26 protein-coding genes are annotated in these 26608 nt (G+C 52.8%); 13 read left to right on the plus strand and 13 right to left on the minus strand.

Annotated features, from left to right (window positions below):
- The first annotated feature begins 114 nt into the window (after nt 1-114).
- From uxuA to C5523_RS03940, 3 genes are all read left to right on the plus strand, one after another.
- Nucleotides 115-1185, plus strand: coding sequence for a mannonate dehydratase (gene uxuA / locus C5523_RS03930; RefSeq protein WP_039078091.1), 1071 nt, complete (start codon nt 115-117; stop codon nt 1183-1185).
- A 258-nt stretch (nt 1186-1443) separates the two neighbouring features.
- Nucleotides 1444-1776 (plus strand): DUF1971 domain-containing protein, encoded by a 333-nt coding sequence (locus tag C5523_RS03935; protein WP_039078090.1) that lies wholly within the window; start codon nt 1444-1446, stop codon nt 1774-1776.
- A 10-nt stretch (nt 1777-1786) separates the two neighbouring features.
- On the plus strand, nt 1787-2125 hold the full coding sequence (locus C5523_RS03940) for a DUF1869 domain-containing protein (RefSeq protein ID WP_108700627.1): 339 nt from the start codon (nt 1787-1789) through the stop codon (nt 2123-2125).
- A gap of 183 nt (nt 2126-2308) precedes the next feature.
- Here the strand turns inward: C5523_RS03940 and C5523_RS03945 are convergent, their stop codons facing one another.
- Entirely contained in the window at nt 2309-2623 is a 315-nt protein-coding gene (locus C5523_RS03945) for a putative quinol monooxygenase (RefSeq protein WP_039078088.1), read from the minus strand.
- Between the two features lie 30 nt (nt 2624-2653).
- On the minus strand, nt 2654-3235 hold the full coding sequence (locus C5523_RS03950) for an NAD(P)H-dependent oxidoreductase (RefSeq protein WP_047373098.1): 582 nt from the start codon (nt 3233-3235) through the stop codon (nt 2654-2656).
- Nucleotides 3236-3435: 200 nt separating this feature from the next.
- On the opposite strand from C5523_RS03950, the gene C5523_RS03955 reads away from it, so the two are divergent.
- From C5523_RS03955 to C5523_RS03975, 5 genes are all read left to right on the plus strand, one after another.
- Nucleotides 3436-4302 (plus strand): GyrI-like domain-containing protein, encoded by an 867-nt coding sequence (locus tag C5523_RS03955; RefSeq protein ID WP_071194544.1) that lies wholly within the window; start codon nt 3436-3438, stop codon nt 4300-4302.
- A gap of 173 nt (nt 4303-4475) precedes the next feature.
- Nucleotides 4476-6734 carry a DNA topoisomerase IV subunit A gene (parC, locus tag C5523_RS03960; RefSeq protein WP_039078085.1) on the plus strand — a complete coding sequence of 753 codons (2259 nt, stop codon included), beginning with the start codon at nt 4476-4478 and terminating at the stop codon, nt 6732-6734.
- A gap of 174 nt (nt 6735-6908) precedes the next feature.
- Nucleotides 6909-7646 (plus strand): 1-acylglycerol-3-phosphate O-acyltransferase, encoded by a 738-nt coding sequence (locus tag C5523_RS03965; protein ID WP_039078084.1) that lies wholly within the window; start codon nt 6909-6911, stop codon nt 7644-7646.
- Nucleotides 7647-7715: 69 nt separating this feature from the next.
- Nucleotides 7716-9128, plus strand: coding sequence for a cell division protein FtsP (ftsP, locus tag C5523_RS03970; protein WP_039078083.1), 1413 nt, complete (start codon nt 7716-7718; stop codon nt 9126-9128).
- Between the two features lie 184 nt (nt 9129-9312).
- Entirely contained in the window at nt 9313-11601 is a 2289-nt protein-coding gene (locus tag C5523_RS03975; RefSeq protein ID WP_169038818.1) for a YgiQ family radical SAM protein, read from the plus strand.
- Nucleotides 11602-11697: 96 nt separating this feature from the next.
- Here C5523_RS03975 and C5523_RS03980 read toward each other — a convergent pair whose 3' ends face one another.
- A complete protein-coding gene (locus C5523_RS03980; RefSeq protein ID WP_079497100.1) occupies nt 11698-12231 on the minus strand; it encodes a DUF3828 domain-containing protein in 534 nt (177 codons plus the stop codon).
- Between the two features lie 105 nt (nt 12232-12336).
- Here C5523_RS03980 and C5523_RS03985 point away from each other — a divergent pair, with 105 nt between their 5' ends.
- Nucleotides 12337-12807, plus strand: a complete 471-nt coding sequence (locus C5523_RS03985; RefSeq protein WP_079497101.1) for a carboxypeptidase-like regulatory domain-containing protein — start codon at nt 12337-12339, stop codon at nt 12805-12807.
- A 46-nt stretch (nt 12808-12853) separates the two neighbouring features.
- Here the strand turns inward: C5523_RS03985 and C5523_RS03990 are convergent, their stop codons facing one another.
- The 3 genes from C5523_RS03990 to yqhD form a co-directional block, all read right to left on the minus strand.
- Nucleotides 12854-14308 carry a DASS family sodium-coupled anion symporter gene (locus C5523_RS03990; protein ID WP_039078082.1) on the minus strand — a complete coding sequence of 485 codons (1455 nt, stop codon included), beginning with the start codon at nt 14306-14308 and terminating at the stop codon, nt 12854-12856.
- Nucleotides 14309-14513: 205 nt separating this feature from the next.
- Complete coding sequence (dkgA, locus tag C5523_RS03995) at nt 14514-15341, minus strand: 2,5-didehydrogluconate reductase DkgA (RefSeq protein WP_039078081.1); 828 nt, start codon at nt 15339-15341, stop codon at nt 14514-14516.
- A 101-nt stretch (nt 15342-15442) separates the two neighbouring features.
- The gene (yqhD, locus tag C5523_RS04000; RefSeq protein ID WP_108700628.1) at nt 15443-16606 is read right to left on the minus strand and encodes an alcohol dehydrogenase; all 1164 of its coding nucleotides are present in this window, start codon (nt 16604-16606) and stop codon (nt 15443-15445) included.
- A gap of 193 nt (nt 16607-16799) precedes the next feature.
- On the opposite strand from yqhD, the gene C5523_RS04005 reads away from it, so the two are divergent.
- The gene (locus C5523_RS04005) at nt 16800-17699 is read left to right on the plus strand and encodes an AraC family transcriptional regulator (protein WP_108700629.1); all 900 of its coding nucleotides are present in this window, start codon (nt 16800-16802) and stop codon (nt 17697-17699) included.
- A 39-nt stretch (nt 17700-17738) separates the two neighbouring features.
- On the opposite strand, the gene yghB is transcribed toward C5523_RS04005, so the two are convergent.
- Together yghB and metC are read right to left on the minus strand one after the other, a co-directional pair.
- A complete protein-coding gene (yghB, locus tag C5523_RS04010) occupies nt 17739-18398 on the minus strand; it encodes a DedA family general envelope maintenance protein YghB (protein ID WP_039078078.1) in 660 nt (219 codons plus the stop codon).
- A 131-nt stretch (nt 18399-18529) separates the two neighbouring features.
- Complete coding sequence (metC, locus tag C5523_RS04015; RefSeq protein WP_108700630.1) at nt 18530-19717, minus strand: cystathionine beta-lyase; 1188 nt, start codon at nt 19715-19717, stop codon at nt 18530-18532.
- Nucleotides 19718-19969: 252 nt separating this feature from the next.
- Here metC and exbB point away from each other — a divergent pair, with 252 nt between their 5' ends.
- Both exbB and exbD read left to right on the plus strand, forming a co-directional pair.
- Complete coding sequence (exbB, locus tag C5523_RS04025) at nt 19970-20704, plus strand: tol-pal system-associated acyl-CoA thioesterase (protein ID WP_039078076.1); 735 nt, start codon at nt 19970-19972, stop codon at nt 20702-20704.
- Between the two features lie 6 nt (nt 20705-20710).
- Entirely contained in the window at nt 20711-21136 is a 426-nt protein-coding gene (gene exbD, locus C5523_RS04030; protein WP_039078075.1) for a TonB system transport protein ExbD, read from the plus strand.
- Between the two features lie 192 nt (nt 21137-21328).
- Here exbD and C5523_RS04035 read toward each other — a convergent pair whose 3' ends face one another.
- Nucleotides 21329-21799 (minus strand): cytoplasmic protein, encoded by a 471-nt coding sequence (locus tag C5523_RS04035; protein WP_107223711.1) that lies wholly within the window; start codon nt 21797-21799, stop codon nt 21329-21331.
- Entirely contained in the window at nt 21792-22196 is a 405-nt protein-coding gene (locus C5523_RS04040) for a hypothetical protein (protein ID WP_039078073.1), read from the minus strand. Before C5523_RS04040 ends, C5523_RS04035 begins: the two co-directional genes overlap by 8 nt.
- Nucleotides 22197-22299: 103 nt before the next feature.
- Here C5523_RS04040 and C5523_RS04045 point away from each other — a divergent pair, with 103 nt between their 5' ends.
- Nucleotides 22300-22806: an ESA_00282 family adhesion-associated protein gene (locus C5523_RS04045; RefSeq protein WP_039078072.1), complete on the plus strand. Its 507-nt coding sequence runs from the start codon at nt 22300-22302 to the stop codon at nt 22804-22806.
- 48 nt (nt 22807-22854) lie between these two features.
- Here C5523_RS04045 and C5523_RS04050 read toward each other — a convergent pair whose 3' ends face one another.
- From C5523_RS04050 to C5523_RS04060, 3 genes are all read right to left on the minus strand, one after another.
- Nucleotides 22855-23967: a phosphoserine transaminase gene (locus tag C5523_RS04050; RefSeq protein WP_172600618.1), complete on the minus strand. Its 1113-nt coding sequence runs from the start codon at nt 23965-23967 to the stop codon at nt 22855-22857.
- 26 nt (nt 23968-23993) lie between these two features.
- The gene (locus C5523_RS04055) at nt 23994-25220 is read right to left on the minus strand and encodes a RimK family alpha-L-glutamate ligase (RefSeq protein ID WP_039078070.1); all 1227 of its coding nucleotides are present in this window, start codon (nt 25218-25220) and stop codon (nt 23994-23996) included.
- Nucleotides 25221-25434: 214 nt separating this feature from the next.
- Entirely contained in the window at nt 25435-26475 is a 1041-nt protein-coding gene (locus tag C5523_RS04060) for an aldo/keto reductase (RefSeq protein WP_107223713.1), read from the minus strand.
- Nucleotides 26476-26608: the final 133 nt, after the last annotated feature.

Below are 26608 nucleotides of genomic sequence, written 5' to 3' on the forward strand. Positions count from 1 at the left end.
CCTCGTTTATTGATTCAGAAAATCTATTGATTATTAAAGCCCATCGTTTTACTGTACTGCTCATCAGCTACTAGTATGGTAGATATTTTTGCTCATTCGGGTTGAGGTTGTTCTATGCAGATGACAATGCGGTGGTTTGGGTCAACAGAGGACAAAGTTTCTCTGGAATATATTCGTCAGGTTCCGGGCGTCGAAGGGGTTGTCGGTGCGTTGTACGACATCCCGGTGGGGGAAATATGGCCCGAAGATAAGATTGAAGCGCTGGTCGGCCAGGCCACTGCCGCCGGCCTGAAAATGGAAGTCATCGAGAGCGTTAATATTCATGATGACATCAAAATTGGCCTACCGAGCCGCGACCGTTACATTGAAAATTACAAGCAAACCATTCGCAATCTGGCGCGGTTTGGTGTGAAGGTCATTTGCTACAACTTTATGCCTGTTTTTGACTGGATGAAGACTGACATGAACTATGTTCTGCCAGACGGCTCCCTGACCATGGCCTTTGAGAAAAAGGATATTGATAAAAGCCTGGAAGAGGTGGTGAGTGAGGTGCTCAGTAATTCAAACGGCTTTGCACTGCCTGGGTGGGAACCTGAACGTCTGGCGCAGGTACAGAAATTATTCGCCAGTTATAAAGGTGTCGACGACGAAAAATTACGGGAAAATTTAGTTTATTTTCTCAAGGCAGTCATTCCGGTTTGTGAAGACGTTGGTGTCAAAATGGCAATTCATCCGGACGATCCGCCGTACTCTATTTTCGGCCTGCCGCGCGTTGTCAAAAATCGTCAGGATCTGGATTGGCTCTGTAACGCCGTCGATTCAGAAGCCAATGGTATCACCCTGTGTACGGGCTCAATTGCCGAAGACCCTGAAAATAATGTCTACGAGATTCTGGCTGAATTTACCCGTCGCAAGCGTATTCATTTTGCCCATGTGCGTAATATTAAACTTATTAAGGATAAAGACTTTTATGAGTGCGCACATCCGTCACAGTACGGCTCTCTGGATATGTACAAAGTGATGCAAGCGCTGCACGACAATGGTTTCGAGGGTTATATTCGCCCGGATCATGGCCGTTTTATCTGGGGGGAAACCGGTCGTCCGGGCTACGGATTATACGATCGCGCGCTGGGTGTCACTTACCTTGTGGGCCTGTGGGAAGCGTTGCAAAAACAGTCGGCGTAATGTTCTGAAACTGGCGGTATTGCCTCGCCAGATCCCTGCGGTTCTGAAATCAGGCACGCCTGAATAAGGCGTTTTACGGCGCAACCGGATGTCCCGGCTGCGCTTTTTCATAACCGTTATCTCTCTCCTTCCCGGTCTACTCCCCCTCTACTCCTCATGGCGTACAACGCCGCTTCAACGCTTTTATTCTCACTTTAAAGGTGTATTTTATTTGCAATATATCGTTTCAACCGACGCATATTTTATTAAGGATGAAACATGCAACGCATTGTTATACCAACACATTATGTGCACGTGCGCTCAACACCGTTATGGACTAAAGAGACTGCCCCCGCCTCTATCTGGCAGCGGCATCTGGATGCCGGTACGCGCCAGGGGGTAAATCCACGCTTGTGCGTTATGCAGGGGGCGATTCGCTATTACGGCTATGCCGATGAAACCAGCCCGCAACCGGTGGAAACGATGACCATCGAAGCCGGACAGTTTGGCGTATTTCCGGCAGAAAAGTGGCACCGCATTGAAGCGCTATCAGACGATACGGTATTCAACGTCGATTTTTGGGTCGATCCCAAAGTACTGATTGAAGGTTGAGGGGGATGTCATGACAACGGAAAACAAAGGCTATTCGCTGGCCGTCACAAACCGTGGCAGCAAAACAACGGCAGAAAAAGTGTATCTGAAACCGATGGCGCTCTATGTGCCGGATATCGCCGTCGCGGCGGTGGCTGAGCTGGTTGAAAAATTGGCGGATAAGAGCGCAAGCGAGAAGGGTTTTATCCTGACGGTGACCAATAACAACAACGGCGTGTCAGTGGATAAAGATTTCTCTGCGCTGGCAGAGCTGCAAGATGCCACTGTGGCGGCGGATGCGGTCAAAGATCTGATCAACATCGTGCGTGGCTATGAGTCTGATGAAGAGACCAACGTCTGCGGATGGTGAATCGCTTTTGATGTCGCATGAAGGATGCTGTCATCGTGATTTACCCCTGTGAGATGAAAATTTATAGCCTTTATCTCACAGGGTTAATGGCAACGCGTATCGCCGATCCCTTGTATAGCCCGGACAAGACGCTTACGCCGCATCCGGGAAACCCTGAGACAAGATCGGGGGACAACGAGGGGATTAGACCCCTTGTTCCAGAATGCGGATATGCGTTTCCAGCACATCGCCTTTCACGGCTTCGCTCCAGGCTTTCATATGTGGCGTTTGCAGATGCGCTTCTAAATGCGCCACGCTCTCCCAGTTTTCCACCATGATAATGGAGTCTGGTGCGCTCGTCTGGAAACTGACGCCTGCGGCATGGTCAACCCACGGCGCATAGCCATGGCAACCCTCTTCCTGCAATACAGTCGGGATAATTTTTGCGAATTGATCAAGGACCGCCTGGCGATGGTGCTGGCCAGGACGGGTACGAATTTCAGCAATCACTGTCAACATGGTTAACTCCTTCTAAGTCCAGCTTCACAGTTAAGCAAAAATCTCCGCAAGATGCTTGCGATATTCCTCAATATAACGCGGCACATCTGGCATTTTGATCACGTCATTCGCGATAAAGCTCGGCAGAGCTTCCATCCCAAGGAACTGATTCGCTTTGTGGAACGGCAGATAAACACCGTCAACGCCGACGCCATGGAAGAACTGCTCTTCATCGGTAAAGGCATCAAGCGGTGCGTTCCAGGTCAGAGAAAGCATGTATTTTTTCCCCTGAATCAGACCACCGGAACCGTACTTTTTCGCGCCGTCAGAACGGGTTCGCCCATCGCTGGCATACAGCGAGCCGTGGCCTTCGGTAAACACATCGTCCATGTATTTTTTTACGGTCCAGGGAGCACCCATCCACCAGCCTGGCATCTGCCAGATAACCACATCGGCCCAGAGAAAATTCTGCACTTCTTCTTTAACATCATAATCACCGTCGGTACGTACGCTTTTTACTGCGTGTCCGTTATCGCGCAGAAAACTTTCGGCGACAGAGGTGAGGGTGTCATTGAGTTGACCTTTAGAGTGGGCGAATTTTTTTGCGCCGTTGATAATCAGGATATTGCTCATTTTTTGTCCTTAGCGAAACGTTAATGCCGGTAATTTTATCCCGCATGCGTCAATGACAAAACTGGCAAAGCGTGCAAAGACTTTTGCATTTAAAGCAATAATCGCTTTCGGAGTGGGACTGAAACGACTGCGCGTATTGCGCAAGATCGGTCAGGATTAACCTTCGTCGAACCGCCAAAGTAGCGCCTCAGGAGGATGCGATGAATGACACGCGTAAGGCGGTTTATTCAGCACGTTTCAGAATGGTTTGTCACTACATTGAACGTCATCTGGATGAGCCCTTATTACTGGAGGCATTGAGTGCGATTGCGCACTGCTCGCCTTTTCACTTTCACCGGATGTTTACAGCCTGGAGCGGAATGCCGCTTTATCGCTATATCCAGTGGCTGCGGCTGCGTCACGCCTCATGGCGGCTGGCGTTTAATCCGCACGATAAAATTATCGATATCGCCCTGGATGCGGGTTTTCAAAATCCGGAGTCGTTCAGTCGCGCCTTCAAAACGGCGTTAGGCGCCAGTCCCCGTCAGTTTCGTCGTGAACCGGACTGGGTGAACTGGCACCGACGCGTACCGAAAAACGTTTCTCAGGAGCGAACGATGAAAGAGATCAACATAGTCCTGTTTCCGACCACGCCAGTGGCGATGCTAAAACACCGGGGCGACCCGGCGCAGGTGAATGCCAGCGCCGCGACATTTATTGAGTGGCGGCGAAGTAGCGGTCTTTCGCCGGTTGAGCGTTATCCGACATACGGTATTGCATGGGACGATCCCGAGTCAGTGCCTGCCGACGCGTTCCGCTTTGATATTTGTGCGGCCGTGGAGCAGGCAGTACCGGCAAATACGTTTGGCGTCGAAAATGGCGAAATCCCCGGCGGGCGCTGCGCGGTCATCCGTCATCATGGCTCGCTCGACTCCGTGGGAGAGAGCGTGTATCACCTCTTTCGGCACTGGCTGCCGGAGAGTGGCGAAACCGTGCGCGATTTTCCGGTCTTTTTCCACTATCTGAATTTTGTGCATCAGGTGCCTGAGCACGAACTCAAGACCGATATTTACCTTCCCCTCGTGTAAGCCTGACGCGGCCACCAGCCTTCGGTGGCCGCCAGATGCCTGAACAGGCGAAAGTCCCCCGGCGCGATAGGTTTTGTACGCGCATCACTATGCCTTGACGTCACAGATAGGGTAGTATCTGCGGCAATATTGCCGCCGAAAAGGCGGACGCATATGTTGAGGAACCACACTTAATGAGCGATATGGCAGAGCGCCTTGCGCTACATGAATTTACGGAAAACGCGTATCTGAACTATTCCATGTACGTCATCATGGACCGTGCGTTGCCGTTTATCGGTGATGGCCTGAAACCTGTTCAGCGTCGCATTGTTTACGCTATGTCTGAATTGGGGCTGAGCGCCAGCGCCAAATTCAAAAAATCCGCCCGTACCGTGGGCGACGTACTGGGTAAATATCACCCGCACGGCGACAGCGCCTGTTACGAAGCCATGGTCTTAATGGCACAGCCGTTCTCCTATCGTTACCCGCTGGTTGACGGACAAGGGAACTGGGGGGCGCCGGACGACCCGAAATCCTTCGCCGCAATGCGTTATACCGAATCCCGTTTGTCCAAATACGCGGAAGTGCTGCTGGGTGAACTGGGGCAGGGGACGGCGGATTGGGTTCCAAACTTTGATGGTACGCTGCAGGAGCCGAAGATGCTGCCGGCGCGCCTGCCGAACATTCTGCTAAACGGCACCACCGGGATTGCAGTCGGGATGGCGACCGATATCCCGCCGCATAACCTGCGTGAAGTGGCAAAAGCGGCGATCACCCTGATTGAACAGCCGAAAACCACCCTCGACCAGATTCTGGATATCGTTCAGGGGCCGGATTACCCGACCGAAGCAGAAATCATCACGTCGCGAACTGAAATCCGTAAAATCTACGAGAACGGTCGCGGCTCCGTACGTATGCGTGCGGTGTGGAAAAAAGAAGACGGCGCCGTGGTGATTACCGCGTTGCCGCACCAGGTTTCCGGCGCGCGCGTACTGGAGCAGATTGCCGCCCAGATGCGCAACAAAAAGCTGCCGATGGTGGATGACCTGCGCGATGAGTCCGACCACGAAAACCCGACCCGTCTGGTGATTGTGCCGCGCTCCAACCGCGTGGATATGGAGCAGGTTATGAACCACCTGTTCGCCACCACCGATCTGGAAAAAAGCTACCGTATTAACCTCAACATGATCGGTCTGGACGGACGTCCGGCGGTGAAAAACCTGCTGGAGATCCTCACCGAATGGCTGACTTTCCGTCGCGATACGGTACGTCGTCGCCTGAATTATCGTCTGGAGAAAGTACTCAAGCGCCTGCATATACTTGAAGGCCTGCTGGTAGCATTCCTCAATATTGACGAAGTGATTCATATTATTCGCACCGAAGATGAGCCGAAGCCGGTTCTGATGTCGCGGTTTGGCATCAGCGAGACCCAGGCCGAAGCCATTCTCGAACTGAAATTACGCCACCTCGCCAAACTCGAAGAGATGAAAATTCGCGGCGAGCAGGACGAGCTGGCAAAAGAGCGCGATCAACTGCAGGCTATCCTTGCCTCTGAGCGCAAGATGAATAATCTGCTCAAGAAAGAGCTGCAGGCGGATTCCGATGCCTTTGGCGACGACCGCCGTTCACCGCTGCATGAACGCGAAGAAGCGAAAGCGATGAACGAACACGATATGCAACCGTCTGAGCCAGTGACTATCGTACTGTCGCAAATGGGCTGGGTACGTAGCGCTAAAGGCCATGACATTGATGCACAGGGCTTAAGCTACAAAGCGGGCGATAGCTGGAAAGCGTCGGCGAAGGGCAAGAGCAATCAACCGGTGGTCTTTATCGACTCGACCGGGCGCAGCTATGCCATTGACCCGATCACGTTACCTTCCGCGCGTGGGCAAGGGGAGCCGTTAACCGGTAAACTGACCCTGCCGCCGGGTGCCGTTGTTGAGCATATGGTCATGACCAACGAAGACCAGAAACTGCTGATGGCGAGCGATGCCGGTTACGGTTTTGTCTGCACATTCAACGATTTGGTGGCGCGCAACCGTGCGGGTAAGACGCTGATCAGTCTGCCGGATAACGCCCGTGTGATGCCGCCGCTGGAAATTGAAAACGACGCGGATATGCTGCTCGCGATCACCACGGCAGGCCGCATGCTGATGTTCCCGGTGGGCGATCTGCCGCAGTTGTCAAAAGGCAAAGGCAACAAGATAATCGGCATTCCGTCGGCGGAAGCCGCCAAAGGCGAAGACGGCCTGGCGCATCTCTACCTGCTGCCGCCGCAGAGCACGCTGACGATTCATGTGGGTAAACGTAAAATCAAACTGCGCCCGGAAGAACTGCAGAAAGTGCAGGGAGAACGTGGCCGTCGCGGGACGCTGATGCGCGGCTTGCAGCGTATCGATCGCGTTGAGATTGATTCACCGTCCCGCCCCAGCGTCGGAAACAGCGAAGAGTAATTGTTCTGCATTCATCCCCCACACATCGTTGGGGGAATGACTAATTTTTCCCGTAAAAGCGTTGTTTATTCCAGAGTTGCGATTAACAATACGTTTTTACGACCCCGCATCTAACCAGGCCTGAGTGTTGCAGGCTAGTGTTTATGCACATAGGGATGGGTTTTCGAGGTAGCTATGCTATTTATTGTTCGCTTCATCATCGTTGTTATTTATTCCATTCTGGTGTGTGTCTTTGGTTCTCTTTACTGCCTGTTCAGCCCACGTAATCCGAAGCATGTTGCTACCTTCGGGCATATGTTTGGCCGCCTGGCTCCGGTATTTGGTTTAAAGGTCGAAAAGCGTTTCCCGCAGGGTTACGAGCAGCATGGCAAGGCTATCTATATCGCGAATCACCAGAACAACTACGATATGGTCACCGCGTCTAACATCGTTCAACCGCCAACCGTCACCGTCGGCAAAAAGAGTCTGCTGTGGGTGCCGTTTTTTGGTTTGCTTTACTGGTTAACGGGCAACCTGCTGATCGATCGTAATAACCGGGCAAAGGCGCACGGCACCATTGCACAGGTGGTGAAACATATTCAGAAGCGCAATATTTCTGTCTGGATGTTCCCGGAAGGTACCCGAAGCCGTGGGCGTGGGTTGCTGCCGTTCAAAACAGGGGCGTTCCACGCAGCCATCGCCGCTGGCGTGCCGATTATTCCGGTTTGTGTCTCTGGTACGTCGAATAAAATCAATCTTAACCGCCTGAAAAACGGGTTGGTGATTGTCGAAATGCTGCCCCCCATCGATACCACTGGTTACGGTAAAGATCAGATTCGTGAACTGGCCGCGCATTGCCATGAGCTGATGAAAACGAAAATCGATGAGCTGGACAAAGAAGTGGCTGAGCGCGAGGCCACAGGAAGGGTCTAATCCTTTTGCTATATTGATGCCGGGAAATGATTTCCCGCGCGGTTTATTCAGTTTTTACACGGAGCAACTATGTCACTCAGTCGGCGTCAATTTATTCAGGTATCCGGGGCTGCATTCTGCGCAGGCGCGATACCGCTGAGGGCGAACGCCGCCGGGCAGCAACCGCCGCTGCCGATACCTCCGTTAATTGAATCCCGTCGCGGGCAGCCGCTTTTCCTGACTCTTCAGCGTACGCACTGGTCATTTGCCACCGGAACGCGCGCGCAGGTCTGGGGGGTTAACGGGCGTTATCTTGGGCCGACTATCCGGGTCTGGAGCGGTGATGACGTCAAAATGATTTACAGCAACCGTCTGGCAGAAAATGTCTCTATGACGGTGAGCGGGCTGCAAGTGCCTGGGCCATTAATTGGCGGCGCCGCGCGGATGATGACTGCGAATAATGACTGGGCGCCAGTGCTGCCGATTCGCCAAAGTGCCGCCACGCTCTGGTATCACGCCAACACGCCGAACCGTACCGCACAGCAGGTTTATAATGGCCTCGCCGGAATGTGGCTGGTGGAAGATGACGTCAGTAAATCGCTGCCCATTCCGAACCACTACGGTGTGGATGATTTCCCGATTATTATCCAGGATAAACGACTGGATAATTTTGGTACGCCGGAATACAGCGAGCCAGGCAGCGGCGGCTTTGTCGGCGATACCCTGATGGTCAACGGTGCGCAAAGCCCGTTTGTCGAGGTGTCGCGCGGTTGGGTGCGTTTACGTCTGCTCAATGCCTCAAATTCTCGTCGTTATCAGTTGCAGATGAGTGACGGACGTCCCCTGCATGTGATCTCCGGCGATCAGGGGTTTTTGCCTGTTCCTGTGTCGATCAAGCAACTGGCGCTGGCGCCGGGTGAACGTCGTGAGGTGCTGGTTGATATGACCAACGGTGATGAGGTTTCTGTCACCTGCGGTGAAGCGGCTGGCATTATGGATCGTCTGCGCGGCTTTTTTGAGCCCTCCAGTATTTTGATTTCCACCCTGGTACTGACGCTGCGGCCTACCGGGCTGCTGCCACTGGTCACCGATACTTTACCGATGCGGCTTTTGCCATCGGACATCATGACCGGTACGCCTGTGCGCAGCCGCGATATTACACTGGGCAGCGATCCGGGGATCAACGGGCAACTGTGGGATCCGCAACGTATCGACATTACCGCTCAGCAGGGCTCCTGGGAGCGCTGGACAGTGCGTGCGGACATGCCGCAATCATTCCATATGGAAGGCGTACAGTTCCAGGTGCGTAACGTCAATGGCGCAATGCCGTTCCCGGAAGATCGTGGCTGGAAAGATACCGTGTGGGTTGATGGCCAGGTGGAGTTGCTGGTCTATTACGGGCAACCGTCATGGCCGCATTTCCCGTTCCAGTATGGCAGTCAGACCCTGGAGATGGCGGATCGCGGCTCGATCGGGCAGTTGCTGGTGAATCCGGCGGCCTAGTCGATATGGATGCTACTCTGTCGCCCGACGGCGTTCCCGGATGACGGCGTAAACGCCTTATCCGGGCTATATCCTCTTAGGGTTCTGAGGCGAAAACCCCACACATATTCCTTCATTTCATGTATTGATCCAGCGTATAATCCACGCCCTTTGTTTATTTTTTTGCCACTTTTTTGGAAGCAAGATGAGCGCAATATCCCTGATCCAGCCGGATCGTGACCTTTTTTCATGGCCCCAGTACTGGGCGGCCTGCTTTGGTCCGGCTCCGTTTTTACCTATGTCCCGCGATGAAATGGATCAACTCGGCTGGGATAGCTGCGACATCATTCTGGTTACCGGCGATGCGTATGTCGATCACCCGAGCTTCGGTATGGCTATCTGTGGTCGTATGCTCGAAGCCCAGGGCTTTCGCGTTGGCATCATTGCCCAGCCGGACTGGAACAGCAAAGACGACTTTATGCGTTTGGGTAAACCAAACCTGTTCTTCGGCGTGACCGCAGGCAACATGGACTCGATGATCAACCGCTATACGGCGGATCGTAAGCTGCGCCATGACGATGCCTACACCCCGGATAACGTGGCGGGTAAACGTCCGGATCGCGCGACGCTTGCGTATACCCAGCGTTGCAAAGAGGCTTGGAGAGATGTGCCGGTGATCCTCGGTGGCATTGAAGCGAGCCTGCGCCGTACCGCCCATTACGATTACTGGTCCGATACCGTGCGCCGTTCGGTGCTGGTGGACTCCAAAGCCGACATGCTGATGTTCGGTAACGGTGAACGTCCGCTGGTGGAAGTGGCGCACCGTCTGGCACAGGGCGAGCCTATCTCAGAGATTCGCGATGTCCGTAACACCGCGATCATGGTGAAAGAAGCGCTGCCGGGCTGGAGCGGCGTGGATTCACGTATTATTGATATGCCGGGTAAAATCGACCCGATTCCGCATCCCTACGGCGAAGATTTGCCGTGTGCGGACAACAAACCTGTCGAGCCGAAAAAAGCCGAAGCGAAAGCTGTCGTTGTTCAGCCACCGCGTCCGAAACCGTGGGAAAAAACCTACGTGCTGCTGCCCTCCTTTGAGAAGGTCAAAAGCGACAAAGTGCTGTATGCCCACGCTTCGCGTATTTTGCATCATGAAACCAACCCCGGCTGTGCTCGTGCACTGATGCAAAAACATGGCGATCGCTACATCTGGATTAACCCGCCGGCTATCCCGCTTTCTACCGAAGAGATGGACAGTGTTTTTGCCCTGCCGTACAAGCGTGTTCCGCATCCGGCCTACGGTAACAGCCGTATTCCGGCGTACGAAATGATCCGTTTCTCCATCAATATTATGCGCGGCTGCTTTGGTGGCTGCTCCTTCTGTTCGATCACCGAACACGAAGGGCGCATTATTCAGAGCCGTTCGGAAGATTCGATCATTAACGAGATCGAAGCAATTCGCGACACGGTTCCGGGTTTTACCGGCGTCATCTCCGATCTGGGTGGCCCAACGGCCAACATGTACATGCTGCGCTGTAAGTCGCCGCGCGCGGAACAAACCTGTCGCCGTTTGTCCTGTGTGTACCCGGATATTTGCCAGCACATGGATACCAACCATGAGCCGACGATCAATTTGTACCGCCGCGCACGCGATCTGAAAGGCATCAAAAAGATCCTGATCGCCTCCGGGGTACGTTACGACATCGCCGTAGAAGATCCGCGTTATATCAAAGAGCTGGCGACGCACCACGTGGGTGGCTATCTGAAGATTGCCCCGGAACATACCGAAGAAGGGCCGCTGTCGAAGATGATGAAACCGGGCATGGGGAGCTATGACCGTTTCAAAGAGCTATTTGATACCTTCTCGAAGCAGGCCGGTAAAGAGCAGTATTTGATCCCGTACTTTATCTCTGCTCACCCTGGTACGCGCGATGAGGATATGGTCAATCTGGCGCTGTGGCTCAAGCGCCACCGTTTCCGCCTCGACCAGGTGCAGAACTTCTATCCGTCACCGCTCGCTAACTCAACGACCATGTATTACACCGGGAAAAACCCGCTCGGTAAGATTGGTTATAAGAGTGAAGATGTGGTGGTGCCGAAGGGCGACAAACAGCGTCGTCTGCATAAAGCGCTGCTGCGTTACCACGATCCGGCGAACTGGCCGATGATCCGTCAGGCGCTGGAAGAGATGGGTAAAAAGCACCTGATTGGTTCACGTCGCGATTGTCTGGTACCGGCCCCGACGCTGGATGAAATGCGTGAAGCGCGTCGCCAGAATCGTAATACCCGTCCGGCGCTGACCAAACACACCCCGATTGTTCATCAGCGTCAGAACGGTTCCACACGCAGCGAAACCGCAAAGCGTGGCGTTGCGAAAAACGGCGCAGTGAAAAGTGATGCTGTGAAAACGGGTGCTGTGAAGAGTGGCGCGGTGAAAAGCGGCGTAATGAAAAACGATAACGCAAAAAAAGCGGTGAAGCGTAAGGCGAGCTAACGATTCACCTACCCCTTACTCTTCGGGAGAGGGGCTGTAGCCCGGATAAGGCGCTTGCGCCGCATCCGGGAACGCGCCAACGTGTCTGCCACTCTGCTAGGGAGAAGGCTGGGAAGAAGGTGTGCTGGTGACATGTTTTTCGTCCGCTTTATCGCTCAGCGCTTCCTGCTGTCGCTCGCGGTTATACTCTTTAATCCCCTGGTATAAGCTCTGGGTTTCATTGACGATGTCGTCAATCAGCCAGCGGCCGTTTTCATCCACCAGAGAGAGCGTCTGTGTAACGGTCTCCGGCCCATCGCTGAATGGGCGGAAGCGGACCACCGCGTCAACGTGCTGACTATCATGGGGCACGATATCGACCTGCTCCAGCACCAGGTTGTCATAATCCTGGCAACCGCAGATAGGATCGTAATTCAAATAGCCTACATCTCCCTCCGCCGTCAGCCTCTGATCCTCTGCGACCTCTTTCATGAGCCGGCTGGAAATCACCTGATCCTTGCCGGAAGCATCAAAAATGACCCCGGCTTGATTATCCTTATAGTGCTGATAAAGCAATTCCACGCTACGCTGAGGAGATTCACCAAACGCGGAAAAGCTGCAAATAAAAAGCAATACCAATAGTTTTCGCATAGTCGATTCTTCTTGTGGGGCACTGTACCCAGAGTAGCATTGCCTTTGTGCAGGCGTAAGTCTTCATATACGAAGAGATGTTTATCTGAATTCAAGGAGCGAGTGATGGCAACACGATTCTGGCCGGGTATCGCGCTTTTAGCGCTATTGCAAAGCGGGTGTGTGGCATACACCCAGTCTCAACCCGCACTGGAAGGCCGCCTGGTGGATAGCAGCGGAAAACCTATACCTGCGGCCACTATTACGCTGAAAAGCTATCGTCCAGGGGCCAGCACCGTAACCGATAGCAAGGGCTTCTTCGCTTTTGCAGGCGAGCATGAATGGTCGTTCTTTTTACCCGTTGGGCCAATCGACAAGATTAACCTTTCCCGCTTGCTTATCAGTGCGCAGGGGCAGCAATACGATGTGTTGCTCTCATATGGGTTGAGTGGACCTTACGGCTCGGGTCCATCGGAAGTGGGTGTACTGTGTACGCTACCTGAAACGCAACTGCCAACGGATAAAGAGGGCACAACGCCGGATATCTGCCAGCGGGTGCCGTATAAAGAAATACAGGCATCCCGCACGGCTGAGTGAGTCGGTGGAAATCAGCCCGGCACTCAGGCCGGGCTAAAAGGACTAATTAGTACAGCCCCAGCATTTTCCACCAGACAAGGCCGATGGTCATAAACACAGCCTGATTGAACAGGCTAATCAAGAACCCTGTTCGCCACCAGGTGCCTGTTGGCACGTAACCGGCGCCAAACAGAATAGGACCGCGTGCGTGGGTGTACTGCGTCAGTGAGCAATAGAGGCTACTGGTAAACGCCAGCATCAGCGCCATTGGCGCGGCGGGAATATTCAGGTGAATACCCACGCCGAGGAAGACGGCGTACAGTGCGGCGATTTGCGCATTACCGCTGGCGAAAAAGTAGTGGGTATAGAAATAGGCGGCATTCAGCAGCAACAGTACAATCACCCAACTGGTGCCGCCCATTGCGTTTCCGATGCTTTCACCAATCACGCCGCCAAACCAGGTGGTGAAGCCCAGTTTTTTCAACTGGTTCGCCATCATCAGCAGCGCCGCAAACCAGATCAGCGTATCCCAGGCCCCTTTCTCGCTTTTCACATCTTCCCAGCTCAGTACTCCGGAAAGTAACAGTACCGACAGGCCAACAAAAGATGCGGTTGTCGGGTCCACCCCCAGCGCATCGCCGAAGATCCACAGTATTAGCAGAAGCAGGACGGTGCCGAGCATCAGCCATTCGCCGCGGCTCATTTTCCCCATCAATGCCAGCTCACGCTGCGCCAGGACGGGGGCGTCCGGGGTATGTTTGATTTCGGGACGCGTTATCCAGTAAACCAGCACCGGCACGATAAGCAAGGAGACAACGCAGGGGGCCAGCGCGGCGATAAACCAGCCGCCCCAGGTCAGCGTGACGCCTGCGTTTGCCGCCAGCTTCACCGCCAGCAGGTTACCGGTATAGCCGGTCATAAACAGCGCGGCGGTGACATCGTTAACGTTGCCGATACAGGTAATAAGAAAGGTACCGATTTTGCTACGCGATTCATCTTCCGGACGAGAGTCAAAGCTGCGGGCCAGTGAGTCGGCAATCGGGTAGATGACCCCACCGCAACGCGCGGTATTACTTGGCATGGCGGGGGAGAGGATCAGATCGGCAAACGCCAGACCATATGCCAGCCCAAGCGTGCGCTTACCGAGCAGGCGGATCATTTGTAGTGCGATGCGTCGACCAAGCCCGGTTTTGATAAAACCACGAGCGATCATAAAGGCGACGACGATAAGCCAGATAAGTGAACTGTTCAGCTCGCTTAATGCCGTGAGGATAGCGCCATTAGCGGTTTTATCACCCGCAGCGTAGGTGAGGGCGAACACGGTAATACCGATGATGCCGACAGCGCCAATAGGCAGCACTTTCGCGACGATCGAGGCAATGGTTGCGACAAAGACAATAGCTGAATGCCAGGCCTGGGCGCTGAGTCCTTCCGGAGGGGCTATTTGCCAGAGGCCGGTGGCGATAGCAACGATAATAATTAAAGGGAGCCATCGGACTCCTGACGTGGTTTTTTCGGCCATAAAGTCATCCCTATTCATGGTGTAAATAAAACATCGCGAATAAATAATCATTACAAGTGATTATGTGGTTTCAGCATAAATTATGCTGCGCTACAAATGTGAACAAATACACAATAAGAATAGGGTTAAATTGTTTCTTGATGTTTCTGATTTCAGAGAAAAAAAAGCCCGGCATGGAGGCCGGGCGGGTGGAGAGTAAAAGGCATTAGCCGCCGAACTGATCCGGGTCAGGGCCAAGACGTTTACCCTGATCGAGTTTAGCGATCTCGGCCAGCTCGTCTTTATCGAGACGGAAATCCCAGACGTCAAAGTTTTCGGCAATGCGCGCCGGAGTGACGGATTTCGGGATCACAACCAGACCGCAGTCCAGATGCCAGCGAATCACAATCTGTGCGGGGGTCTTGCCGTATTTATCCGCCAGCTCGCGGATAATTTTCTGGTCAAATACCCCTTCGCCGCCCTGTGCCAGAGGGCTCCAGGATTCGGTCTGGATTTTGTGCGTGGCGTTCCAGGCATGCAACTGGCGCTGCTGCAAAAGAGGGTGCAGTTCAATCTGGTTGATAACCGGGGTCACGTTCGTCTCATCAATTAGCTTTTGCAGATGATGAATCTGGAAATTACATACCCCAATGCTCTTCACCAGCCCCTGTTCCTGGAGTTTGATCATTCCTTTCCAGGCTTCAACATAGTGATCGATAGCCGGAACCGGCCAGTGCATCAGGTAGAGATCAACATAATCGAGCTGCAGTTTATCGAGGCTTTCTTGCAATGCTTCCTGTGGGCGTTTCTGATCGTCATTCCACAGTTTTGTGGTAATAAACAGGTCTTCACGCGCAACGCCTGCACTTTTTAATGCCGTGCCGACGCCGTCTTCATTTTTATACGCGGCAGCGGTATCAATAGAGCGATAGCCCACTTCCAGCGCCTTGTGAATGGCGGAAACCACTTCCTCATTGCCCGCTTTCCACACGCCAAGACCCAGCTGCGGCATCAGGTTGCCGTCCGAAAGCTTAATCACGGTTGGATGTGTCATGCATTCCTCCTGTATGAGCTTACCGGGACAAGTCCCGGTAAGGTTGTGTGCATTAAGTCTGGACGAAAAGTCCAAAAACGAAAGGCAGCGGAGTAAAAAGCTTAGCGTGCCGCTTCGTAAATGCGACGGCTGACTTCAAGAGTAATATCCTGATGTTCACCGAGTTTTGTCATGCCATGTTCTTCCAGTTTTGCCAGCAATGCAGGGATAGAACTGCCGTCCAGACCGTAACCGGACAGACGCGTCGGCACACCCATCTGCTCAAAGAAACCACGGGTTGCTTCGATAGCGGCATCGATACGACTGTCTTCAGAACCTTCCGTGATATTCCAGACACGTTCTGCATATTGCAGCAGTTTGGCGCGCTTGGTGTCGCGTTTCTCATTCCACAGGGCAGGGAGCACTATCGCCAGCGTCTGGGCATGATCAAGACCGTGCATTGCCGTCAGCTCATGGCCGAGCATATGGGTCGCCCAGTCTTGCGGCACCCCCGCACCAATCAGGCCGTTTAGCGCCTGGGTGGCCGCCCACATGACGTTGGCGCGGACATCATAGTTTTCCGGTTCTTTCAGCGCCTTCGGACCTTCTTCAATCAGCGTCAACAGAATGCCTTCAGCGAAACGATCCTGGATTTTGCCGTTTACCGGGTACGTGACATATTGCTCGACGGTATGCACGAAGGCGTCCACAACACCGTTAGCGACCTGGCGCGGTGGCAGAGTGTAGGTGTAAACCGGATCCAGCACGGCAAAAATCGGCTGAACGTGTTCAGACATAAACGCTTGTTTATCGCCAGTGGTTTTACGGGAGATAACCGCGCCTTTGTTGGATTCGGAGCCGGTTGCCGGCAGCGTCAGCACGGAACCCATCGGGATTGCGCTGGTGATTTTGCTGCCGTAGGTTTGCAGAATTTCCCACGGATCTACGCCTTCTGCGTAATGCGCCGCTGCAGCGATGAATTTGGTGCCATCCAGCACTGAGCCGCCGCCGACCGCCAGCAGGAAGGTAATTTTTTCATCCTGCGCGATTTTGACGGCTTTCATCAGAGTTTCGTAAGACGGATTGGGTTCGATACCGCTGAATTCCCGCACATCCAGACCTTCCAGCGCGCTATACACCTGATCCAGCACACCGTTTTTCTTCACGCTACCGCCACCGTAGGTAATCAGGACGCGAGCGTCTGCCGGGATTTGTTCACGCAAATTGGCAATCGCGCCTTTACCAAACAGGATGCGGGTAGGGGTATGGAGATTAAAGTTGTTCATTGCTCGTTCCCTTTATGTGGGTGATAGATGAGCAGGCAGTATGCTGCCCGATGGCAATAATTGTGGCCGTGGTGGGCTTACCTCTCAATGCACATTTCTGCCGATGTCTTGCCTGTTTCTCCAGCTTGCTGGAGAAACCGCACAAAAGATTGCACACTGTAGCGGTCGAAAAACAGTGAAGGAGCGGCGAGCTATGAACCGTGACGAGATTTGCCAGGCGCTAACGCATAAAGTAAAACTACTGAAAAATAATGAAAACTATCTCAGTACGCTGCTTCCGGATATCCGTTTACTTTACGGTACTGAACCGGGAACCCGCACGCCGGTGATGTATCAACCGGGGATCGTTTTTCTCTTCTCCGGCCATAAGATTGGTTATATCAACGAGCGTGTATTTCGCTATGATACCAATGAATATTTACTGCTTACCGTACCCTTACCCTTTGAGTGTGAGACCTATGCAACGCCGGAGGTTCCGCTGGCGGGGTTACGCCTTAACGTCGACATTCTGCAGCTACAGGAACTGCTGATGGATATTGGCGAAGATGAATCTTTCCAGCCTGCGATGGCGGCAAGCGGCATCAACTCTGCCACGCTGTCCGAAGAGATCCTGTGTGCGGCGGAGCGTTTACTCGACGTGATGGAACGCCCGCTGGATGCCCGTATTCTGGGAAAACAGATCATTCGCGAGCTGCTCTATCACGTGCTCACTGGACCGCGTGGCGGCGCACTGCTGGCGCTGGTTAGCCGCCAGACCCATTTCAGCTTAATCAGCCGGGTGCTGAAACGCATTGAGAGCCAATACACGGAAAACCTGAGCGTCGACGAACTGGCGGCGGAAGCCAATATGAGCGTCTCTGCGTTTCACCATAACTTTAAGTCGGTGACCAGCACCTCGCCGTTGCAGTACCTTAAAAGCTACCGTCTGCACAAAGCGCGAATGATGATGATCCATGATGGTATGAAAGCCAGTGCTGCGGCCATTCGTGTGGGGTATGAGAGCCCGTCGCAATTCAGCCGCGAGTTTAAACGCTATTTTGGCGTCACGCCGGGGGAAGATGCTGCGAGAATTCGCATGATGCAAGCAGGATGATTTTCCTTCTCCTTTTGAGAGAAGGAAAAAGGAAAGGTATCAGGCGCTGCAGTATTTTTTCTTAATCACGACGGCCAGCGTACCCACCAGCCCGGCGACCAGCAGGAAAAGCGGCAGAATCATCAGGAATGTCATCACCTGATCTTCATGGCGCTTAACGAAGGGGATCATGCTAATGGCATAGCCCAGCGTGGTGATCATGCCGACCCACAGCAGGCCACTGAGCCAGTTGAAAAGCTGAAAGCGGCGGCTGGACAAGCCTGAAATGCCGGCCATGGTTGGCAACAGAGTACGCACGAAAGCCAGGAAACGCCCGGCCAGCAGCGCCAGCAAACCGTGACGGTCAAACATGCAGGTTGCGCGCTGGTGATATTTCTCCGGCAACTGCGCCAGCCAGCTCTTCACCACTCGCGTATTCCCCAGCCAACGTCCCTGCAGATAGCTTAACCAGCAGCCCAGACTAGCGGCAGACGTCAGGATCAGGAGTGTCGACAGGTAGTCCATGCAACCACGCGCCACCAGTGCGCCAGCCAATAAAAGCAAACTGTCCCCAGGTAAAAACGAGGCCGGAAGCAATCCGTTTTCTAAAAAGAGTGTGGCAAACATCACGAAATAGACGACGCCAACAATATGTGGGTTCGCCAGCGCTGCAAAGTCGTGGTGCCAGAGCGCAGCGATAATGTCTTGAATTACAGCCATGGACTTTCCTGTGGTACCGCTTAGAGAAGGCTATTGTACCTGCTTATCGCCCGAAACACCTTGATCCCAGACGCAATTAATACAGAGTATTCTGCTAGCGTAATCAGAATTTTCAACCAGCAGTTAACAATTTAAACGATACGCTGGAAACCTGCGGCCAAATCTTCAATTAAATCATCAACATCTTCCAGACCAATATGAACACGAATCAGAGTACCGCTAAAATCCACGCCGCCATCAGGACGAATAGCCGCGATCTGTTCCGGTTGATTTGCCAGAATTAATGATTCATACCCACCCCAGGAGTAGGCCATGCTGAACAATGAGAAATTATCGAGATAGGCCGCCAGCTCTTCAATGTTAAGACGCTTGTTCAGAATGAAGGAAAACAGGCCGCTGCTACCGCTAAAATCGCGCTTCCAGAACTCATGACCTTTGCTCCCGGGCAGCGCCGGATGGTTAACCTGCGCGACTTGCGGGTGTGAAGCCAGCCACTTCGCGATTTTCAGACTGCTTTCATGATGCTGACGCAGACGTACGCCAAGGGTACGCAGGCCACGGCTGGTCATATACGCCGTATCCGCATCGACCATTTGCCCCATCAGATAGGCATTCTCACGCAGTTGATCCCAACAACGGGCGTTGGAAACCGCGGTGCCGATCATCCCATCAGAGTGGCCAATCAGGTATTTGGTGGCGGCCTGAATAGAAATATCGATATCGAATTCAAGGGCTTTAAAGAGAATGCCTGCCGCCCAGGTATTGTCGATCATAATGATCGCCTCTGGCGCAACGCTTCGGACCGCCTGCACAATTGCCGGTACGTCATGAACTTCCATGGTGATGGAGCCAGGGGATTCGAGGAACACGATTTTCGTATTGGGCTGAATCAGACGCACAATGCTTGAGCCGATCATCGGGTCAAACCAACTGGTGGTCACGCCGAGCTTGGTGAGGATCTTCGTACAAAAATCCTGGCTTGGTTCATAGGCGCTATTGGTCATCAGGATATGGTCGCCCTGTTCTACAAACGCCAGAATGGTATTTGCCACTGCCGCGGCGCCACACGGGAAAAGGGCACATCCCGCGCCGCCTTCCAGCTCACACATGGCGTCCTGTAACGAGAAATGGGTCAGCGTGCCGCGACGCCCGTAAAAAAGCTCGCCTTTTGCGCGATTACGCGTGGCCTGCTTTTTCGCTTCGACAGTGTCGAAAACCAGGGAGGAAGCCCGTTGAATGACACTATTCACCGAACCCTGCGTGTATTTCTTGCTGCGCCCCGCGTTCACCAGAGCGGTATCAATATGCTTCGCCGTCATGTTCGCCTAACCTGTTTTTATACGTCTGGATGTCCAGACTACCATGAATGCCAGACGATGCATCGGTGCCTGTTCTGATAAAGCATAAAATTTTATGAATATTCGGCGATGAAACTTTTTTACTGCGTGAGCGCAAGGAAAAAGCGGGAATATTGCGGCAGTATGTAAATACTAATGAGAACTACTATCAATTCGACGATGTTTTGATATTATTATGCTCAGATTTTGTGATATGCGTCGTGGAGATACACAGTGGGTAATAATTTGATGCAGGCGGATCTTTCCGTTTGGGGTATGTATCAACATGCCGACATCGTAGTAAAAATTGTGATGATCGGGTTGATTCTGGCATCAGTGGTCACCTGGGCAATCTTCTTTAGTAAAAGTGCTGAGATGATTGCGCATAAACGCCGTCTTAAACGTGAACAGCAATTGCTGGCTGATGCCCGTTCGCTGGATCAGGCCAGTGACATCGCCTCCGCTTTCCATGCCAGAAGCCTCAGCACGCAGTTAATTAACGAAGCCCAAAATGAGCTGGAGTTGTCCGCGGGTAGCGAAGATAACGAAGGTATTAAAGAGCGCACGGGTTTCCGCCTTGAGCGTCGCGTTGCCGCTACGGGCCGTCATATGGGCCGTGGTAATGGTTATCTTGCGACGATTGGCGCTATTTCCCCGTTCGTGGGGCTGTTTGGCACCGTATGGGGCATCATGAACAGCTTCATTGGTATTGCCCAGACGCAGACCACTAACCTTGCCGTGGTTGCACCGGGTATCGCGGAAGCGTTGCTGGCCACAGCGATCGGTCTGGTGGCGGCAATTCCTGCCGTGGTTATCTATAACATCTTCGCCCGCATGATCGGCGGTTATAAAGCGACGCTGGGTGATGTTGCCGCACAGGTTCTGCTGCTGCAAAGCCGCGATCTGGATCTGGCTGCCAGCGCCGCAGCAAAACCCGTTCACGCCGCCCAGAAACTACGAGTAGGTTGATGCCCCATGGCAATGCGTCTTAACGAAAACCTCGACGATAACGGCGAAATGCACGAAATCAACGTAACGCCGTTTATCGACGTTATGCTGGTTCTGCTGATTATCTTCATGGTGGCTGCGCCGCTTGCAACGGTAGATGTGAAAGTTAATCTGCCGGCTTCCACCAGTCAGCCGCAGCCGCGTCCGGAAAAACCCATTTACCTGTCCGTCAAAGCGGATAACAGCATGTTCATTGGTAACGATCCGGTGACTGACGAAACGATGGTGACTCAGCTTGATGCCCTCACCGAAGGGAAGAAAGACACGACGGTCTTCTTCCGTGCGGATAAGACTGTTGATTACGAAACCATCATGAAGGTGATGGATACTCTGCATCGCGCGGGCTATCTCAAAATTGGCCTGGTCGGCGAAGAGGTTGCAGCCGCGAAGTAACCTTCGCGTTTGCTTATTAAGGCTGGCCTGCGGGTCGGCCTTTTTGTTTTCAGGGCCCGCTCAGCCGACGATATAACACCTTATTTTAGGGGATGTTAACCTGAGAATGCGTAAACCAATACAGTGGGAATGATTCAGTGAATAGTCAAATCGGGTGAATAATTATTGATAATAAGGGGAGGGATAATAAGGTTATTTCAGTGCTTGCGCAGGCTCTGACGTGAGGGGCGTTGCAGCGTCTTCTGGCGCAGGTTTTTCCTCAGGCGCAACGGTCGTCACAACCGCGGTGCGGTATTCTTCATCGGCAAGCTTACGGCTGATGCGCAGGGTTGCTGTCTCTCTGGCAAGGATATGCTGGTAATTGGCTTCCAGCCTGGCCATTATCTTTTCCAGCAGTTCAGGGCGCTCCTCCACGATAGCGTTTATGGTCGCACCATAGATCTCTTCTTTTACCTGAAAGGCATAGATTTCCCGGCGATTTTGCCACTTTAGTCGTACAAGGGCTGCAGGGATAGAGATGAGCTCATGGGCAATGCGCTGTATGGTGGCGTTCTTACTTTGAATCAGTGCATCAATATTTTGCTTTAAGATAAATTCGTCGCTGGGTTGATTGTCTAAAGTCAAATAAACGTCGTTATTATCTATTTTCTCCACGTCATTCATCCCCTAGCTTATAAAACAAAGGCGTATCTTTTTCGCGGGTAATGAGATTAAGCCAAATTTCATTTCCTGCTTCATTAATTTGTTTGGTCTTTTCGGAAATTATTTGGCTTAATGTCTGGGCATCAATCTCGCCTTCGGCTTGCAAATCGTTCAGCAGGCGGGCAAAAGTTTCGATTTTTACCACACGATATAATCGATCTTTTATATGACGATCGCGCTCCTCAAGCAACATATTCCGTGACTGACCGGTACGATTGGCATTCGCTAATATATCGCTGGCGTAATCAGAGAGCGTTCTTTTTCCCTGAGTTAAATTAGTGTCTTTTTCTGCTTCTCCCGGTTCTGTTTCCGTAACAGAAATGTGAAATCGAGCCGGGACAAGATTCTCGGGGAGCATTTCTAATATCCTTTAATATCAATAAGGTAGGAGAAGTTCAGGCGTGAGGTTCGTTGACAATATCATGGCGCACTTTTAAAATCAAAAAAAATGGAGCCTGCATATGAACAGTATTTATTATTCTGTTGTCATTTTATTGCTGTTAACGGGCGGCGTACTTTTATTGATGCGCGAGAACAATAAAAAGCCGTCCATAGCTGAAACTGAAACGTTGGCGCCGCAAGCTAAGCCTCTGTCCAAAGAGGAGGGCGAAGACCATTTCGCAATGCTAATGAATGCCATTACCCCGGTGTGGTACTGGCGTGTAAATCATGAATATATCGATTTTCTTCATGCGACGATTAAACGCATGAACATGGCGGAGATAAATAGCGTTCCCGGGTTATTTGAGGCGCAGCGCCGTTGCAGCGATCTCAATTCTGCCGTCTACAAGTATTATGACAATATTAAAAAGCGCTGTTTAAACGGCGAAAAAGTGATGCACTCTGACCTTGATGTGTTGAACCTGCGCCAGTGTTTTCGCGAGTTCAGCATGGAGGCCTACCCGGAACTGGTCGTGCTGGTATGGCCGGAATATCAGCGCCCGGAGATAGACCCGGCACAGGTGTAACCTGTCGTGACGCTCCACTGCTGCCGGAGCAGCAGTGGAGCAGGCGAATCAATATTTCGCGTGGTGTTTAAAGCGGAAATCTTCCATAAAACCGGTCAGTTTTTCTACCGCACCGAGCGTCAGCGCGTTATAGATTGAGGCGCGTACGCCGCCAATCGCGCGGTGACCGCCAAGGCCGGAGAATCCAGCGGCTGTCGCTTCATTCAGGAACAACGCTTCCAGCTCTTTCGTCGGCAAATTGAACGCAACATTCATATCAGAACGGAAAGCCGCTTCACCCCATGGGCGGAAGAAATCATTGCTGCCGTCAATCAGGCCATACAGCAATTTCGCTTTTTGCTGGTTGATTTGAGCCATGTTTTCCAGCCCACCGACGTCATTGAGCAGCCAGCGTGTGACCAGCAGTACAACATAAATTGCGAAGACCGGCGGGGTGTTGAAGTTCGAGTGTGACTCAACCTGACGGCGATAGTCCAGGAATGACGGCAGGTTATCCGGGGCGTTTTGTACCACGCTGTCACGAACCAGTACGATGGTAACGCCTGCCGGACCAATGTTTTTCTGCGCATGGGCGTAAATCAGCGAGAATTTATCGGCCTCACACGGCTTAGACAAAAAGTCAGAAGACATGTCACAGACGCGCGGCACGTCGTCGCGGCCCAGAATACGATTGAACTGCAGACCTTCTACCGTCTCGTTGGAGACATAGTGAATGTACGGAGCGTCCGGCGAAAAATCTAACTCTTCATCGGTCGGCAAACGACGATACCCATGTTCCTCACCGCTCCAGATGACGCGAACCGGGCCTTCACGCATGGCCTCGGTCACCACTTTACGGCTCCAGTAGCCGGTATCAAAATATTCTGCCGGGTGTTTTTTCCCCCGCAGCATGGTCATCGGGACCATAGAGAACTGCTGTGTCGCACCACCCTGCAGGAACAGGATATGGTAGTTGGAAGGCAGGCCCAACAGCGTGCGGATATTGTTTTCGGTTTCACGCACCACATTTTCAAACCAGTCTGAACGGTGGCTGATACCAAGAATGGACAGCCCCGCCTCAGGGACATTAATGATCGCCTGTTGGACCTGGTTTAATACCACCTCGGGCAGCGCGCCCGGGCCGCCGGAGAAGTTCAGTGCGTTATTCGGATTCAATGACATGTTCATACCTGTGTAGCATAAATGGGTTAGAGCGTTTTACCGGCCCGTTGTAACAACATTTCCCGCATAGCAGTTTTGACTTTATGCATATGAATCTGCTTGTTGGGAAACATCACTTCGTCGTCCATGGCGTGCACGACCATCGCCGGATCGATTTCAAAAATCAGCAGTTCGCCGTTCTGCGTCTCGGCACAATCGATACCGATGTACTCAAGGCCTGTGCGCTGGCTAATTGCGTCCAGCGCATCATGGTGGCGTGCGGCAAAATCAGCGAATTCGTTCAGGAAGCGGGCTTCCTGAGCGCGTTTGTTTTCGTCTTCGTACATCCCTGCGTTGACGTAATGGATCATCCAGTTGGACGACACGCCCATATGGCAGGCATACGCTTTGCCGTCGATTAGCACCAGGCGCATTTTGCGAAACAGACCGTCGTCACCGCTGTAATCCACGAAACGGGACAAGAAAAACGTATCCTCGTCGTTCTGCTGCAGATAGGACGCGACGGCCTCACGGTTATCCACTTTTTGTAGACCGTGACCACCATGGCTGCCGACCGGGCGCAGAATAATCGGGAAGGCGTGATCGTCGGCGATATCGGAGACGGACTTCTCTCCCGCTGCCACAGACTGCAGAGACTGGCGGCTGATATGCAGCGCCGGACAGATCACCAGACCGGGCACATTTTGCAGCAGGATACTGGCGTTGTGGCGTTCAGAATTGGGGACGTTTTGAGGTGGATTCAGGACCGGCGTAGGCCAGTCGCGCAGAACATTCTCCAGGCGCTGCAAAACGGCACTTTGTTCGTCGCTGGCACCAATCGCCACCATCACCAGATCGTGTTCCGGCACGGGTGACGTCAACGGATGCGGCGCAGTGGGATCGACATAGTAATTGATGAGATCGATGTCGCTATCTTCAAGCAGGCAGTCGAGCGGAATATTGGCCGAAAGATTACCCGGCACCATCAGCATCAGTACACGCAGTTTCGTTGGCTGACGCGCATGCCAGTGGTAAACGCGTTGCATCTGCAGCGCCTGGTTTTGAATTTGCAGACCTAACTCTTCATGTTTCAGGCTCATCATGGCCGTGGCAAGGTTCATCCACAGGGTCGCATCTTCCGGTGCTTTTTCCGCAAGGGCGATCATTTCTTGTGCCATAGAGGAGAAGTCAATACCTGCGATGCTCATACGTAAAAACGGCGCCATTCCCAGGAATGGCAACGATTGAGCTTCCGGCTCTGACGTTAACGACATACTGAGTGCCTCTGGTTATACAGTCGATATGACTTATGATGCTATAAATGACCAGATGGCAATGCGGTGATTAGCGGGGATAAAAAGCGGGATAACGGGAGTTACCCTCGGAAAGTGCGTCATTGCTGGGGTAAATAGTGCGAATTTTTCTATGAAATGCCGATAAACCACCTGAATGGTAATAAAAGAAGGGGGAACTGCGCCCCCATCATTTTTACTTATCGGAGGAGGCGTGCCAGAGGTTGAGTTCACCGTCGGCAACATGCTTATCGATCTGCGCCAGTTCGTGTTCACTGAATGTCAGATTGTTTAGCGCCAGCACGTTTTCTTCCAGTTGCTCCGGACGGCTTGCGCCGATCAACACGGAGGTGACACGGTCGTCTTTCAGCAGCCAGCTCAGCGCCATCTGCGCCATGGATTGCCCACGAGCGGTGGCCATCTCATTGAGCAGCCGCAGGCTGCTGAGGTTGGCTTCGGTCAGCATTTTTTCCGACAGGCCGCGAACCTTCTTCCCTTCTTTCTGCATCCGCGAACCTTCCGGGATCCCGTTAAGGTATTTTCCGGTCAGCAATCCCTGTGCCAGCGGGGTAAAGGCGATGCAGCCAACGCCGTTGGCGTCGAGCGTATCCAGTAAGCCGGTTTTATCGACCCAGCGGTTAAGCAAGTTGTAAGAAGGCTGATGGATCAACAGGGGAATCTTCCACTCGCGCAGCAGCGCTACCATTGTCTGGGTTCGCGGCGTTGAATAAGAGGAGATACCGACATAGAGCGCTTTGCCGCTCTGTACGGCCTGGGCCAGCGCAGCGGCGGTCTCTTCCATCGGCGTATTCTCATCGACACGGTGCGAATAGAAGATATCGACGTAGTCCAGCCCCATGCGTTTCAGGCTTTGATCGAGGCTGGCGAGTAAGTACTTACGGGAGCCGCCGGAACCGTAAGGGCCGGGCCACATGTCATATCCTGCTTTGGTGGATATGATCAACTCATCGCGGTAAGCGGTGAAATCTTCACGCAGCAAACGCCCAAAGTTTTCTTCCGCGCTACCCGGAGGCGGACCGTAGTTATTGGCTAAATCAAAATGGGTGATGCCTAAATCGAAGGCTTTACGTAACAGAGCACGCTGGGAATCAAGGGCTTGAACATGGCCGAAGCTATGCCACAAACCCAGCGACAGTGCGGGCAGGCGCAGGCCGCTTTTACCGCAGTAACGATACTGCATCTGCTCATAGCGAGCAGGGTTGGCAAACCAGGGCATGATGTCTCCTTTCTTGTAGATGTAGGGTCAAAACAGTGTTTTTATTCTATAACGGTTCTGGTGGCGTGCTCTCGGCGGGATAAAAAAATCTCTTCGCTAGCGTTCTTCTCTCTAATGATAACATCGCGCGATT

The organism is Phytobacter sp. SCO41 (assembly GCF_003073275.1).
Classification (GTDB): domain Bacteria; phylum Pseudomonadota; class Gammaproteobacteria; order Enterobacterales; family Enterobacteriaceae; genus Phytobacter; species Phytobacter diazotrophicus.

Excerpts from the sequence above, each read along its gene's own strand:
- uxuA (WP_039078091.1), top strand. The coding sequence starts at position 115 with ATGCAGATGACAATGCGGTGGTTTGGGTCAACAGAGGACAAAGTTTCT.
- C5523_RS03935 (WP_039078090.1), top strand. The coding sequence starts at position 1,444 with ATGCAACGCATTGTTATACCAACACATTATGTGCACGTGCGCTCAACA.
- C5523_RS03940 (WP_108700627.1), top strand. The coding sequence starts at position 1,787 with ATGACAACGGAAAACAAAGGCTATTCGCTGGCCGTCACAAACCGTGGC.
- C5523_RS03945 (WP_039078088.1), bottom strand. The coding sequence starts at position 2,623 with ATGTTGACAGTGATTGCTGAAATTCGTACCCGTCCTGGCCAGCACCAT.
- C5523_RS03950 (WP_047373098.1), bottom strand. The coding sequence starts at position 3,235 with ATGAGCAATATCCTGATTATCAACGGCGCAAAAAAATTCGCCCACTCT.
- C5523_RS03955 (WP_071194544.1), top strand. The coding sequence starts at position 3,436 with ATGAATGACACGCGTAAGGCGGTTTATTCAGCACGTTTCAGAATGGTT.
- parC (WP_039078085.1), top strand. The coding sequence starts at position 4,476 with ATGAGCGATATGGCAGAGCGCCTTGCGCTACATGAATTTACGGAAAAC.
- C5523_RS03965 (WP_039078084.1), top strand. The coding sequence starts at position 6,909 with ATGCTATTTATTGTTCGCTTCATCATCGTTGTTATTTATTCCATTCTG.
- ftsP (WP_039078083.1), top strand. The coding sequence starts at position 7,716 with ATGTCACTCAGTCGGCGTCAATTTATTCAGGTATCCGGGGCTGCATTC.
- C5523_RS03975 (WP_169038818.1), top strand. The coding sequence starts at position 9,313 with ATGAGCGCAATATCCCTGATCCAGCCGGATCGTGACCTTTTTTCATGG.
- C5523_RS03980 (WP_079497100.1), bottom strand. The coding sequence starts at position 12,231 with ATGCGAAAACTATTGGTATTGCTTTTTATTTGCAGCTTTTCCGCGTTT.
- C5523_RS03985 (WP_079497101.1), top strand. The coding sequence starts at position 12,337 with ATGGCAACACGATTCTGGCCGGGTATCGCGCTTTTAGCGCTATTGCAA.
- C5523_RS03990 (WP_039078082.1), bottom strand. The coding sequence starts at position 14,308 with ATGGCCGAAAAAACCACGTCAGGAGTCCGATGGCTCCCTTTAATTATT.
- dkgA (WP_039078081.1), bottom strand. The coding sequence starts at position 15,341 with ATGACACATCCAACCGTGATTAAGCTTTCGGACGGCAACCTGATGCCG.
- yqhD (WP_108700628.1), bottom strand. The coding sequence starts at position 16,606 with ATGAACAACTTTAATCTCCATACCCCTACCCGCATCCTGTTTGGTAAA.
- C5523_RS04005 (WP_108700629.1), top strand. The coding sequence starts at position 16,800 with ATGAACCGTGACGAGATTTGCCAGGCGCTAACGCATAAAGTAAAACTA.
- yghB (WP_039078078.1), bottom strand. The coding sequence starts at position 18,398 with ATGGCTGTAATTCAAGACATTATCGCTGCGCTCTGGCACCACGACTTT.
- metC (WP_108700630.1), bottom strand. The coding sequence starts at position 19,717 with ATGACGGCGAAGCATATTGATACCGCTCTGGTGAACGCGGGGCGCAGC.
- exbD (WP_039078075.1), top strand. The coding sequence starts at position 20,711 with ATGGCAATGCGTCTTAACGAAAACCTCGACGATAACGGCGAAATGCAC.
- C5523_RS04035 (WP_107223711.1), bottom strand. The coding sequence starts at position 21,799 with ATGAATGACGTGGAGAAAATAGATAATAACGACGTTTATTTGACTTTA.
- C5523_RS04040 (WP_039078073.1), bottom strand. The coding sequence starts at position 22,196 with ATGCTCCCCGAGAATCTTGTCCCGGCTCGATTTCACATTTCTGTTACG.
- C5523_RS04045 (WP_039078072.1), top strand. The coding sequence starts at position 22,300 with ATGAACAGTATTTATTATTCTGTTGTCATTTTATTGCTGTTAACGGGC.
- C5523_RS04050 (WP_172600618.1), bottom strand. The coding sequence starts at position 23,967 with ATGTCATTGAATCCGAATAACGCACTGAACTTCTCCGGCGGCCCGGGC.
- C5523_RS04055 (WP_039078070.1), bottom strand. The coding sequence starts at position 25,220 with ATGTCGTTAACGTCAGAGCCGGAAGCTCAATCGTTGCCATTCCTGGGA.
- C5523_RS04060 (WP_107223713.1), bottom strand. The coding sequence starts at position 26,475 with ATGCCCTGGTTTGCCAACCCTGCTCGCTATGAGCAGATGCAGTATCGT.